13 protein-coding genes and 3 pseudogenes are annotated in these 12,021 nt (G+C 33.9%); 13 read left to right on the top strand and 3 right to left on the bottom strand.

Translation table 11 applies throughout. The features are described 5' to 3' along the window. Positions 1 to 212: 212 nt before the first annotated feature. The 6 genes and pseudogenes from ACYVEC_RS22945 to ACYVEC_RS22920 all read left to right on the top strand — a co-directional run bounded on the left by ACYVEC_RS22945 (position 213) and on the right by ACYVEC_RS22920 (position 3,041). Positions 213 to 382: pseudogene (locus ACYVEC_RS22945) on the top strand (septum formation initiator). A gap of 98 nt (positions 383 to 480) precedes the next feature. Next, a pseudogene (locus ACYVEC_RS22940) lies at positions 481 to 954 on the top strand (HIT family protein). 1 nt (position 955) lies between these two features. After that, complete coding sequence (locus ACYVEC_RS22935) at positions 956 to 1,780, top strand: PP2C family serine/threonine-protein phosphatase (protein ID WP_080468296.1); 825 nt, start codon at positions 956 to 958, stop codon at positions 1,778 to 1,780. Between the two features lie 68 nt (positions 1,781 to 1,848). Continuing rightward, complete coding sequence (locus ACYVEC_RS22930; RefSeq protein ID WP_080468295.1) at positions 1,849 to 2,172, top strand: DUF4181 domain-containing protein; 324 nt, start codon at positions 1,849 to 1,851, stop codon at positions 2,170 to 2,172. A 28-nt stretch (positions 2,173 to 2,200) separates the two neighbouring features. Then, on the top strand, positions 2,201 to 2,641 hold the full coding sequence (locus ACYVEC_RS22925) for an NUDIX domain-containing protein (protein WP_063221432.1): 441 nt from the start codon (positions 2,201 to 2,203) through the stop codon (positions 2,639 to 2,641). 19 nt (positions 2,642 to 2,660) lie between these two features. Further along, entirely contained in the window at positions 2,661 to 3,041 is a 381-nt protein-coding gene (locus ACYVEC_RS22920) for a DUF4181 domain-containing protein (protein ID WP_460508466.1), read from the top strand. A 72-nt stretch (positions 3,042 to 3,113) separates the two neighbouring features. Here the strand turns inward: ACYVEC_RS22920 and ACYVEC_RS22915 are convergent, their stop codons facing one another. Then, positions 3,114 to 3,620, bottom strand: a complete 507-nt coding sequence (locus ACYVEC_RS22915; protein WP_063221430.1) for a GrpB family protein — start codon at positions 3,618 to 3,620, stop codon at positions 3,114 to 3,116. 25 nt (positions 3,621 to 3,645) lie between these two features. Continuing rightward, a complete protein-coding gene (locus ACYVEC_RS22910; RefSeq protein ID WP_063221552.1) occupies positions 3,646 to 4,491 on the bottom strand; it encodes an oxidoreductase in 846 nt (281 codons plus the stop codon). Between the two features lie 165 nt (positions 4,492 to 4,656). Between ACYVEC_RS22910 and ACYVEC_RS22905 the strand changes: the two genes are divergently transcribed. From ACYVEC_RS22905 to lpdA, 5 genes are all read left to right on the top strand, one after another. Further along, a complete protein-coding gene (locus tag ACYVEC_RS22905; protein ID WP_063221429.1) occupies positions 4,657 to 5,136 on the top strand; it encodes a DinB family protein in 480 nt (159 codons plus the stop codon). A gap of 169 nt (positions 5,137 to 5,305) precedes the next feature. Then, entirely contained in the window at positions 5,306 to 6,304 is a 999-nt protein-coding gene (gene acoA, locus ACYVEC_RS22900; RefSeq protein ID WP_098556398.1) for an acetoin:2,6-dichlorophenolindophenol oxidoreductase subunit alpha, read from the top strand. A gap of 17 nt (positions 6,305 to 6,321) precedes the next feature. Continuing rightward, a complete protein-coding gene (gene acoB / locus ACYVEC_RS22895) occupies positions 6,322 to 7,356 on the top strand; it encodes an acetoin:2,6-dichlorophenolindophenol oxidoreductase subunit beta (protein WP_063221427.1) in 1,035 nt (344 codons plus the stop codon). Between the two features lie 27 nt (positions 7,357 to 7,383). Continuing rightward, complete coding sequence (locus ACYVEC_RS22890; protein ID WP_063221426.1) at positions 7,384 to 8,583, top strand: dihydrolipoamide acetyltransferase family protein; 1,200 nt, start codon at positions 7,384 to 7,386, stop codon at positions 8,581 to 8,583. 15 nt (positions 8,584 to 8,598) lie between these two features. Then, positions 8,599 to 9,978 (top strand): dihydrolipoyl dehydrogenase, encoded by a 1,380-nt coding sequence (gene lpdA / locus ACYVEC_RS22885; protein WP_460508459.1) that lies wholly within the window; start codon positions 8,599 to 8,601, stop codon positions 9,976 to 9,978. Positions 9,979 to 10,060: 82 nt separating this feature from the next. Here the strand turns inward: lpdA and ACYVEC_RS22880 are convergent, their stop codons facing one another. After that, positions 10,061 to 10,657 (bottom strand): hypothetical protein, encoded by a 597-nt coding sequence (locus ACYVEC_RS22880; protein ID WP_063221424.1) that lies wholly within the window; start codon positions 10,655 to 10,657, stop codon positions 10,061 to 10,063. Positions 10,658 to 10,878: 221 nt separating this feature from the next. Here ACYVEC_RS22880 and ACYVEC_RS22875 point away from each other — a divergent pair. Continuing rightward, positions 10,879 to 11,532 (top strand): annotated as a pseudogene (locus ACYVEC_RS22875) (DUF4085 family protein). Positions 11,533 to 11,617: 85 nt separating this feature from the next. Next, positions 11,618 to 12,019: an Rrf2 family transcriptional regulator gene (locus ACYVEC_RS22870; RefSeq protein WP_000877648.1), complete on the top strand. Its 402-nt coding sequence runs from the start codon at positions 11,618 to 11,620 to the stop codon at positions 12,017 to 12,019. Positions 12,020 to 12,021: the final 2 nt, after the last annotated feature.

Here is a 12,021-nt window from a genome sequence, read left to right as displayed (position 1 = left end):
ACTTGGTTTTGTTGTTATTTCATTGATTTAATTCTTCGATGAATAACGATATGTTTATTTAATAGCGACTTGAAAATCTCTTTTTAAGAAGAGGATTATGTGGTGGAAATGTATAAGTAATAAAGTACATTTTTTGGAAATTATTAAGTGGAATAGCGAATATATTAGGAGACAGCGACGTCATGTAAATGGATATTATTAGGGGAGAAATGATGGGAGGAGATGCAATTTGGCTAAAAATATAAAAAGAAATGATGCCTTGGCAATAGGCGTCGGTATAGGGGTTGTAATCGGTGTATTCCAAGGGTACTTTACAAATAATTTAGTAATCGGAATTGTGATTGGGCTTGTAATTGGAATTGCGTTTTTGAAGAAAAAATGAGGTTGTAAATTCATTTCAAAAATTGTTACATTAAAAGAACGAATATTCGGAATATAAAACCTTTTTTTCCTTTTTTTATGATATTATATATAAAAAGGATGGTGATGGATATGTCAACAAACAAACAAGTAGAACAAAACTGCTTTATTTGTGAAAAACATAAAGGAAATATTATAGTTCCAGGTGGTGCTATTTAAGAAGATGATCTTATATACGTTGGACATGTCCATTGGGATAGTGAGGAAACATATCTTGGTTATATAATGATTGACATAAAAAGACATGTACCTGGTCTAGCTGAATTAACTGAAGATGAGGCGAAAGCATTCGGACTTATAACTAGTAGAATGAGTAAAGCGCTAAAAGAAAGTGAAGGTGCAGAACATATTTACACTTTTGTTTCAGGAAATGGTGTACCACATATGCATATGCACATCATACCGCGTTATACAAATACACCAAAAGAGTTTTGGTCACCGACTGAAGTAGCGAAATGGACAGGTGCGCCTTATGGTGACGCAGAAGAAATCAAAAAACTATGTGAAAGAATACGAAAGTATATGGTGAGTTAATATGCATACAACAAATAATAGACAATATTCATGGATTGGAAGTAGGGAAATGTGTTTAGACGAAATTTCGGTAAAGCAATATGGTGACATCTTGCTTGGTACATATGGTGGGAATATAAGCGCAGGAGCAAAAAAGAATGAAGATGGTGCGTTAGTTTGGTCAAATGGTAATTGGGAATTTGCAGCTATACTAGATGGACATAATAGTGCAGAAAGTGTTGATTTAGTAGTAAATACAATTGAAAAAGAGTATGAAAATATAAAAACGATTATGAAAGAACCAATTGAAACTGTGTTTCGATCTCTTGAAAATCATATACTTACAATTTTTCAGTCCTCTTCATTTAAGGAACAGTGCAAAATAATTAAAGGTGAAACAGCTTGCTTACTATGTGTAAGAAAAGAAAATTATCTATGGTGGCTATCTATTGGAGACTGTTTAGTTTATTTATTTCATGAAGAGTTACATAAGTTAGGGCAATATGCATTAAATCAACGTCATTTTTACGAATGGATTGGAAATGTAAACACATTTGATTTACCTGTTTCTTGCTATTCATCAGGAATTCGTGAATTACGTACTGGAAAGAATCGAATTGTAATGATGACAGATGGGGTATTAGAATGTGGGGACCGCCGATATGAATCGCCATTAAATCTATATAATGATATGAATAGAAATAATATAAAACTTGAAGAAAGTGTTCATCATGTATTAGAGCACGTTCATCATCAATTCGGACGCGATAGTGCGACAATTATTAGTTGGGACATTGATAATAAAGGAAAAGCTACTTATCCGAGTGATCAGCCAGATAAAAAGTAAAGGAGGAGACATCACTGTTTTTAGTTAAAGGAATTTTATTAATAGTATGGATCATATTCTTAGTTGTTTTGGAAAAAGTAGTGAGAAAAAAATTAAATATACCGAAACAAACAGGATGGAATAGTAAATATGTAAACAACACTCATAAATGGGGTATTAGGGTTCTTATAGTTTCTTATATAATTGTTACGATGATATGTGCCAATTTAAATCCTATTTATATTAGCAACTTACCCATTTTATTTTTAATAACTTTATACTGCTTTCAATCATATATGGAGTGGAAATTTGATAAAGAATCGAGGGAATATGTCATTTCTTTAGGAACGGTTCCTCTATTAATAATAACAGGGATTATGCTTAATCTTTTCTTTTATACCTATTGGATTTAGACATATATGAAATGAATGGGGAGACAAAATGAAAATGCCTAAATTACGTGCTGAAGCAATGATTGTAAATGAAGATTATTCTAAAGTACTTGTACAATGTGATTTAAGTGAATCATTTTATCGTTTTCCAGGAGGCTCTATTGAATTTGGTGAAACAGCAAAAGAAGCGATAATAAGAGAATTAATGGAAGAATACGATTTGAAGATTGATGTCCAAGAGCTAGCTGTTGTAAATGAGCATATTTTCGAGTGGAACAACGAAAAAGGACATCATTGTACATTAATACATAGGGGAACGGTTGAAGAGATGATTACAAATGAAATAAGACATAAAGAACATGAAGATATTATATTAATATGGAAGAGCATAAAGGAATTAAAAGAGAAACCAACATATCCTGAAGGAATTGTAAGTTATTTAGAAGAGAATAACCGTAATATAGTCCACTTTATTACTAAAGATAAATAAAGTAATAGGAGAGATAGCAATGGGTACTTCTACAATTTTGATTATTATTATTGGACTTGGTATAGGTGGTTACTTTATAGAACAGTTTTTAAGAAAAAAATTAAATATGGAGAAAAGAGGCTTCTTTGGATATAAGCATGTGAATAGTTTACATGTAAAATTAGAAATAGGGCTTATTATTATTTATGTAATAAGTAGTTGTTATTATATGTTTAAATTTGAAAACGCTAAAACGGCTTATGTCATGTTCACTTATTTAGGGATATCATGGACTTTAAGAGCATGGATGGAATGGAAGTATGATAGAGAATCAAAAGAATATATACTTTCGATAAAGGGAATGGTTGCATTTATATTGATGCTTTCAATACTATTTTATTTCGTTCCACCTGCTACATAATAAATTCATTAATAATGGTACAAATAATGAAATAACTAATAAATAAGAAACCATTTACTGCTAAATGGTTTCTTATTTTATTTTAGCTAAAATAGATTTAACGAAATTTGTTTTATCCTCTGCATATTGGTGTTTATCATTAGGATTAGCTTGTGAAAGTTGAATTTTTAACTGTTCATACTGTATTCGAGAAATTTTATTGTCTATTAAGTAATCTCTGAATTGTAATTGTTCTATTAAATATTTATTCCCTTTCTCATACATATGAATTTGATGAGTTCTTGGCTCACCTTTATTAAAATAGTATCTTTCTGGCAGTATATCTTTTCTGTATTTATAGTGTAGTAGTTCTAACTTTTTAATACATTTTAAACCGTCCTTATAATCTTCTAATTCGATTGCAATATCAATAATTGGTTTTGCACTTAAATGAGGAATGGAAGTACTACCAATATGGTGTATTGCTAAAATATGTTCGCCAATTTGTTCCTCAATGAATTGTTTCTCTTTCATAAATTCAATTTCCCATTCTTCAGTCCACGGAACTAAAAACACTTTGCCATAAGGTAAACCTAACATATAATTAGCACCTCTTTCAAAAAAATTACATCTTCTTTAAACTTTTCAAAACAAGGTATTCCCACAATCTCCAAGGAAGAATCTTCTTTGCTAAGAACATAAATTTTACACCTTTTCCAATTGGATATCGTAATGTTGTACGCTTTGCTTCTGCAATTTCTACAATTTTATTAGCAACATCTATCGGATTACCAAATGTATCACTGCCACTATTAATATGTTTTTGGATTTTATCCATATATTCTTTGTAAGGAGAAGTAGTATCAGATTGGTTTGTAGCTAGTTGTTTACCAACTTCCCAAATATTCGTGTTATAAGAACCAGGTTCAATTAATGCAACATCTATTCCGAAAGGTTGTACTTCTAAACGAAGGGATTCACTCCATCCTTCTAATGCATATTTTGAAGAAACGTAAGGGGATAGACCAGGGAATCCAACTTGACCACTAATGCTGCTTATATTAATGATTTTTCCACTTTGTTGTTCTCTCATATAAGGTAAAACAAGCTGAGTAATTGAAATAGCGCCAAAAAGGTTCGTTTCAAATTGTTTACGGTATTCCTCTACTGGAATTTCTTCTACAAAGCCGCCATTTGCATATCCTGCATTATTTATAAGAAGGTCTACTCTGTTTATTTCTTTTAAAAATAATTGAAAGTTATGTAAAGAGTTTTGATCGGTTACATCTAATTGTTGAATTTTTATGTTTTGCTGCAAGTTGAGTTGATTAGCTTGAGATATTAAGTTCACTTGTTTTTTAAGGTTTCTCATTGTAGCGATAACTAAATAGTCTTTTTTCGCAAGTGCAATTGTTGTTAAAAGACCGAACCCACTTGAAGCCCCGGTTATAACTGCGATTTTTTTATTCATTTTTTGCTCGCTTTCTTTTTCTTTTATCATAACCAGTTATAATAAGAAAATCTATTATTCTTATATTCATTATGAAATCAATTCGTATGTAAAAAAGGGGTTTATAGGGAATCAGCGTATATAGAGTAGTGTATATTAATATGATAATGAAATGAGGGAAGAAAAATGGCTCAAGTGAAAGATGTATTAGCAGATCAGTTATTAGCGAATGCGAACGATCCCAGTTGGTATATTCCATTTTCAGATGCAGTTAAAGATCTATCTGAGAGAGAAGCTTTCTGGAAACCGAATGAAGAGAGTAATAGTATAGCTGAAATTGTACAACATTTACTGTATTGGAATTCAACGTGGCAAACTAGGTATAAAGAAGCGAATGTTAATGCCGTGCCCGCTATTGGTGATAATAACAAAAGTTTTATGCTTTCAGATAATCAAACCTTCGATGAGTTAAGAGAAAAACTACTAGAGAAACTGTTACAATGGCAAAAGCTTATCAATGAAGAGAAGGTTGAAAGTGATGTAATTGGATTTCCAGTTTCCGCTAAGTGGTGGGAAGTGCTAGCAAATGTAACAACTCATAATGCGTATCATATTGGTCAAATTATTTACATCCGGAAGTTACAGAAGAGTTTTGATAATGAATAACATAATAATTCTAAAATTAGGTGAACAAAAGTGGACAAAACGAGACAGATGTCTCATTTTGTCCACTTTTTTATTATGAAAGTAAAGAGAAAACCTATTAAATCAAGGATTAGAATTTGGCACAGTACTTGCAATATAAAAGATGAACAAGAAAATAGGAGGGCTGGACATGTTAAAAACAACTGAAAGTAAAGGAAATGAAATCACGAAAGAACAAGCTAGTTGGATGTATGAAAAAATGTTAGAGATTCGTAAGTTTGAAGATAAGGTGCATGAATTGTTCGCTCAAGGCGTGCTGCCAGGTTTCGTCCATTTATACGCAGGTGAAGAAGCGGTAGCAGTTGGTGTATGTGCCCACTTAACGGATAGTGACAGTATTACAAGTACGCATAGAGGACATGGACATTGTATCGCAAAAGGCTGTGATTTAAACGGTATGATGGCTGAACTTTTTGGGAAAGCGACAGGTTTATGTAAAGGTAAAGGCGGCTCCATGCATATTGCTGATTTAGATAAAGGAATGCTTGGTGCAAATGGGATTGTAGGTGGCGGTTTCCCGCTTGCTTGCGGCTCAGCACTAACAGCTAAATATAAAGGAACGAAAGATGTAAGTGTTTGTTTCTTCGGTGACGGAGCAAATAATGAAGGAACATTCCATGAAGGCATTAATTTAGCAGCGATTTGGAAGTTACCAGTAATTTTTATCGCTGAAAATAACGGTTACGGTGAAGCAACGACATTTGAATATGCTTCAAGTTGTGACTCTATTGCTGATCGTGCAAAAGCTTATAATATTCCAGGTATGCAAGTAGATGGAAAAGATCTACTTGCAGTATACAAAGCTGCCGAAGAAGCGGTGGAACGCGCGCGTAATGGCGGTGGCCCAACAATAATTGAATGTATGACATATCGTAACTACGGTCATTTTGAGGGTGAAGCACAAACATATAAAACTGCAGAGGAAAAAGAAAAACATTTAAATGAAATAGATGCGATTGTGAATTTCCGTAAACATTTAATTCATGAAGGTTTATTAACAGAATCTGAACTTGTTGATATGGAGAAAGCAGTAGATGATGCAGTGCAAAGATCAATTGAATTTAGTGAAAATAGTCCATATCCAGAGGATGAAGAATTATTAAAAGATGTATACGTTTCTTACAAATAAGAGGAGGGTGAAAAATAATGACTAGAACAGTAAGTATGTCAACTGCAATTAATGAAGCGATGAAAATCTCAATGCGTCGTGATGAAAATGTAATTTTAATAGGAGAAGACGTTGCAGGTGGTGCACAAGTTGATCACTTGCAAGATGATGAAGCGTGGGGCGGTGTACTTGGCGTGACGAAAGGGCTAGTACAAGAGTTTGGCCGAAATCGTATTTTAGATACACCAATTTCTGAAGCGGGTTACATGGGAGCTGCGATGGCAGCGGCGGCAACAGGCTTACGTCCGATAGCTGAATTAATGTTTAATGACTTTATCGGTAGTTGTCTTGATCAAGTATTAAACCAAGGTGCAAAGTTCCGCTATATGTTCGGTGGTAAAGCAAAAGTTCCAGTTACAGTACGTACGATGCACGGTGCTGGATTTAGTGCAGCAGCGCAGCATTCACAAAGTTTATACGCATTATTTACAAGTATTCCAGGTATTAAAGTCGTCGTTCCTTCCACTCCGTATGATGCAAAAGGCTTACTATTAGCGGCAATTGAAGATGATGATCCAGTAATCTTCTTTGAAGATAAAACACTTTACAATATGAAAGGCGAAGTACCAGAAGGGTACTATACAATTCCTTTAGGAAAAGCAGATATTAAACGTGAAGGTACTGATGTAACAATCGTTGCAATTGGAAAACAAGTTCATACTGCGCTCGCTGCTGCTGAGCAATTAACAAAAAAGGGACTTGAAGTAGAAGTAATTGATCCACGTTCTTTATCACCGCTTGATGAAGATACGATTTTAGCATCTGTTGAAAAAACAAATCGTCTTATCGTTATTGATGAAGCAAACCCAAGATGTAGTATCGCAGCAGATATTGCGGCAATTGTAGCGGATAAAGGATTCGATTTATTAGATGCACCTATTAAACGAATTACAGCACCACATACACCTGTTCCGTTCTCACCACCGCTTGAAAAGTTGTATTTGCCAACGCCAGAAAAAGTAATTGAAACTGTATCAGAAATGATCGGAGACCAATCTTTATTACATGTGTAATGAAACGATGAGAAGGGAGAGAGAAGCATGGCTGTAGAAGTTGTAATGCCGAAGTTAGGTATGGCGATGAAAGAAGGTATTATTACGAGCTGGAATATTAAAGCGGGTGATAATGTAGCAAAAGGAGAATTAATCGCTAGTATTAATTCAGAAAAAATTGAAACAGAGATAGAAGCACCAGCTGATGGAACTGTTCTTGATATAGCTGTAAGTGAAGATGAGGGAGTTCCACCTGGCACTGTAATTTGCTATATCGGTAAACCGAACGAAAAAGTAGAAGTCTATGAAAGTACAAATGTTGTAGAAGAAAAAACATCTAATCCAGAACCTAAAAAGGTCCAACATCTAGAACCATATGTGATAGATGTGACGAAGCAAAGAGTTAAAATATCTCCAGTAGCGAAGAAAATTGCAAAAACTGAAAACCTTGATATTAGATCATTACTTGGTACAGGTCCTGGTGGAAGAATTACAAAGGTAGATGTATTAAAGGCGCTTGAAGAAAGAGTAGCAATACCAGAAGTACTTGAACAAGAAGAAAGTAAAGTGATTCCTGTTACAGGTATGCGAAAAGCAATCGCAAATCGTATGCATGCAAGCTTACAAAATAGCGCGCAACTAACGTTAACGATGAAAGTAGATGTTACAGATTTAGTTGCTTTACATAAAGAAATAGTGGAAGTTGTACAAAAAAGATATGATAACAAACTAAGCATTACGGATTTCGTTTCTCGTGCTGTTGTATTAGCACTTGGAGAGCATAAAGAAATGAACAGCGCTTATATAGATGATGTAATTCATCAATTTGAACATGTTCATTTAGGCATGGCAGTCTCATTAGAAAAAGGATTAGTCGTTCCAGCTATTCGCTTTGCAAATAATCTACCTTTAGTAGAGTTATCTAAAGAGATTAAGAATGTAGCACAAAAGGCACGAGCAGGCAGTTTAAATAGCGACGATATGCAAGGAACAACATTTACAATTAGTAATTTAGGAAGCTTTGGTATTGAATATTTTACGCCAGTATTAAATACACCTGAAACTGGTATTTTAGGTGTCGGTGCGATTGAACATGTTCCTGTATATAAAGGAAAAAAATTAAGAAAAGGAAGTATGTTACCTTTAAGTTTAACATTCGATCATCGCGTATTAGACGGTGCACCAGCAGCTGCATTTTTACGCACAATTAAATGCTATTTAGAAGAACCTGTAACAATTCTTTTATAAAGAGAAGGTGAGAGAATGAGTAAATTAGTTGTAATTGGGGGCGGACCTGCTGGTTATGTAGCGGCAATTACCGCGGCTCAAAATGGTAAAGACGTCACTCTTATTGATGAAGCTGATCTTGGTGGTACGTGTTTAAATGTTGGGTGTATGCCTACGAAATCACTGTTAGAAAGTGCTGAAGTGCATGACATTGTGAGAAAAGCGAATAATTATGGAGTTAAGCTTAACAAAGGAAGTATATCAATTGATTGGAAGCAAATACAGGGAAGGAAGTCACAAATTGTAACGCAGCTCGTACAAGGAATTCAATATTTAATGAAGAAAAACAAAATTAAAGTAATAAAAGGGAAAGCAAAATTTGAAACGGATCACCGTGTGAGAGTTATGCACAGTGATAAAGAAGCTGTAGTAGATGGAGAACAGTTTATTATAGCGGCAGGTTCAGAACCAACTGAATTACCTTTTGCTCCATTTGATGGAAAGTGGATTTTAAATAGTACCCATGCAATGTCTCTAGAAAACATACCGAAATCATTATTAATCGTTGGCGGTGGTGTAATAGGTTGTGAATTTGCAAGTATTTATAGTCGTCTTGGAACAAAAGTTACGATTGTTGAAATGGAACCGCAATTATTACCAGGTGAAGATGAAGATATCGCACACATTTTAAGAGGGAAACTAGAAAATGATGGCGTAGAAATATTTACAGGAGCAGCTTTAAAAGGATTAAATAATTATAAAAAGCAGGCTTCATTTGAATACGAAGGAAGTATCCAAGAAGCCAATCCAGAATTTGTTCTCGTTTCTGTAGGTCGAAAACCACGTGTACAAGAGTTAGGATTAGAAAAAGCAGGCATTCAATTTTCGAATAAAGGAATTTCTGTGAATGAACATATGCAAACAAACATATCACATATTTACGCAGCTGGTGATGTGATTGGGGGAATCCAGCTTGCTCATGTTGCCTTCCATGAAGGAACGACAGCAGCATTACACGCGAGCGGAGAAGATATAAAAGTAAACTATCATGCTGTACCTCGCTGTGTTTATACAGCACCAGAAATTGCTAGCGTCGGTTTAAGTGAAAGATTAGCAAGAGAGCAATATGGTGATATTCTTATTAGAGAATTTCCTTTTACGGCAAACGGTAAAGCACTTATTATTGGAGAACAAACGGGTAAAGTAAAAGTTATTGTTGAACCTAAATATCAAGAAATTGTAGGGATTTCTATTATTGGTCCTCGTGCAACCGAATTAATCGGACAAGGAACTGTAATGATTCATACGGAAGTTACCGCTGATATAATGAGAGATTATATTGCAGCCCATCCAACTTTATCTGAAGCGATTCATGAAGCGCTATTGCAAGCTGTAGGACATGCTGTACATGCTTAAATGGAATTATAATAAACCACTATTCTCTAGATGAATGAGAGAATAGTGGTTTGGATTTTTATAGAAGAAATTAAATCCTCTATTATTTTTTAATGTCAATAGCTGAAGTTTTATCGTTCCATTCAGGAGCTAAATTAGCAGTTTTACCATACCAATCAGCGTGTTTAAATACAACACCTTTCCCATATCCTTGTGTAGAAGTATGCTCCCAAAGTGTCGTTGAATAACTTGCAGAAGGTGATGCTGTGCTTACAGAAGAAATTCTGTCATTCCAGCTAGAAGGTAAGTTTTTAAAGCCGCTACTCCAGTAAATATATTGTCCGCCTTTATTTATATGTTCATAAAAATCAGTACTACCAGCGCCGCTACCTAAAGGATTAATTTTATTTTTAAGCGCTTTTTTATCCTTCTCAATATAAGCATCCAATGTTTCTCTATTAGTAAAACCATAAGCTAACCAATCTCCATTTTCATTTTGCTCTGGTAATACCATAGTAATTTGGATGTCTTTCTTATCTTGATCACTTAATTTTGCAAAGGAAGAAACATTTTGTTCATCCACTTTTAAATAATCAAATGATTTGATTGTGTTACTTTTTTCTTCAGCACTTACTGCACCTAATCCTCCAGTTAATGCAAATCCAGCTACTAATGTCCCTGCTACTAATTTCTTCAACATATAACCATCCCTTTTTGTTTAAGATTTTTGTACAGATGAATCTTTGTACTAGTAAAATGTAGTCTAATTATTGATTTTTGTAAATATTCTGAAGTTTTAGAAATAAAAGGCGGAATATTTAAAGTTTTACATTTTTTCTTTAGAAAAAATGGTTATTGGAATGATATAATAAGTGGATATATTGCTTTTGTTGGATTTTAAAATGTTTTAGGGGGCTGCCATTGAAGTACTTCACTAGAGATTGGTATAAAGAAATGCAAGTATCTGGATTTTTAATTTTCTCAGAAACTATTGAAGAATGGGAAGAGATTTTGCGAGAGAGCGAAAAGGCAGGAATGGATTATAAGCAAAGTTTGAGAGAAGACGTGGAAGAAAAGAAAGAAGAGTTATTAAAGTTTCTACCTAAGTCATTACATCCATACATTTATAACAATACAATTAATTGAGAATACCCATCGGAAAAATTAAAGTAACTTGTGCTTGAGTGGACAGTAGATTATGAAAAAAGAATGAATGATTTAGAGCAAGCTTATATAGAGAATTATAATTCTATAAAAGAAAGGCTCGCGCAGAATGTCGTTCAACTACATGAATACTCACTACATGACAGTGTAGTCAAATCAGTAGAGAGAAGATCAGAGGATACGCTAATTATAACTTTAGATTGCAGTGGTACTTTCAGTGAATTTGATAAACTACAAGTAACTTTTACAGGAGTAACGAAATGTTCTATTCCGGAAAATTTTGAAGGTGCTTGGTGGTTATGTCATGAAATAGACCTTGCTGAAGATAGTTTCGAACTAGGAGTTTTATTTGATTGCCCATTTAGAGAAGTAACGATTTGCGCAGCAGATGTATTACTGGAGAAGATGTAATTTTGTATGGAGTATTACAAATGTTTGACAGGATAAAGAAATAGAGTTATTATAGATATATGAAGTCTACAATAGGAGCCGTACTATGAAATATTCTAAAGCTACAAATTATGCTCTTCATACAATGCTTTTTCTGGCAAAGGCAACACCAAATAAGTTAGTTAGTGTTCACCAATTAGCAGAAATGCAAAATGTTTCACCAACATACTTGTCTAAAATACTAACTAAGTTGACGAAGGAAGGGATGATACATTCATCATCTGGTCCAAAAGGTGGTTATTCGCTTAGTCATAATTGGGAAGATATTTCATTTTTAGATATTATACATGCGATTGAAGGTAAAACATCATTATTTGAATGTTGTTTACATGAAAAACCTGGATGTTTAATTAATGAAGCAATGCTCGCAGCAGAAGAGAAAATGGAAGAAGAGTTAAGAAATCAAAAAATTGTAGATCTTGCGAAAAAAATAAAAGTGGATTTTTAATC

Source organism: Bacillus sp. MN7755, assembly GCF_054771475.1.
Note: the sequence above shows the minus strand (reverse complement) of the source record. Positions and strands in the feature narration are given on the sequence as shown.

Coding starts and splice junctions, on each gene's coding strand:
- acoB (WP_063221427.1), top strand. CDS start 6,322: ATGACTAGAACAGTAAGTATGTCAACTGCAATTAATGAAGCGATGAAA.
- ACYVEC_RS22890 (WP_063221426.1), top strand. CDS start 7,384: ATGGCTGTAGAAGTTGTAATGCCGAAGTTAGGTATGGCGATGAAAGAA.
- ACYVEC_RS22925 (WP_063221432.1), top strand. CDS start 2,201: ATGAAAATGCCTAAATTACGTGCTGAAGCAATGATTGTAAATGAAGAT.
- ACYVEC_RS22905 (WP_063221429.1), top strand. CDS start 4,657: ATGGCTCAAGTGAAAGATGTATTAGCAGATCAGTTATTAGCGAATGCG.
- ACYVEC_RS22870 (WP_000877648.1), top strand. CDS start 11,618: ATGAAATATTCTAAAGCTACAAATTATGCTCTTCATACAATGCTTTTT.
- ACYVEC_RS22880 (WP_063221424.1), bottom strand. CDS start 10,657: ATGTTGAAGAAATTAGTAGCAGGGACATTAGTAGCTGGATTTGCATTA.
- ACYVEC_RS22920 (WP_460508466.1), top strand. CDS start 2,661: ATGGGTACTTCTACAATTTTGATTATTATTATTGGACTTGGTATAGGT.
- ACYVEC_RS22935 (WP_080468296.1), top strand. CDS start 956: ATGCATACAACAAATAATAGACAATATTCATGGATTGGAAGTAGGGAA.
- acoA (WP_098556398.1), top strand. CDS start 5,306: ATGTTAAAAACAACTGAAAGTAAAGGAAATGAAATCACGAAAGAACAA.
- lpdA (WP_460508459.1), top strand. CDS start 8,599: ATGAGTAAATTAGTTGTAATTGGGGGCGGACCTGCTGGTTATGTAGCG.
- ACYVEC_RS22915 (WP_063221430.1), bottom strand. CDS start 3,620: ATGTTAGGTTTACCTTATGGCAAAGTGTTTTTAGTTCCGTGGACTGAA.
- ACYVEC_RS22910 (WP_063221552.1), bottom strand. CDS start 4,491: ATGAATAAAAAAATCGCAGTTATAACCGGGGCTTCAAGTGGGTTCGGT.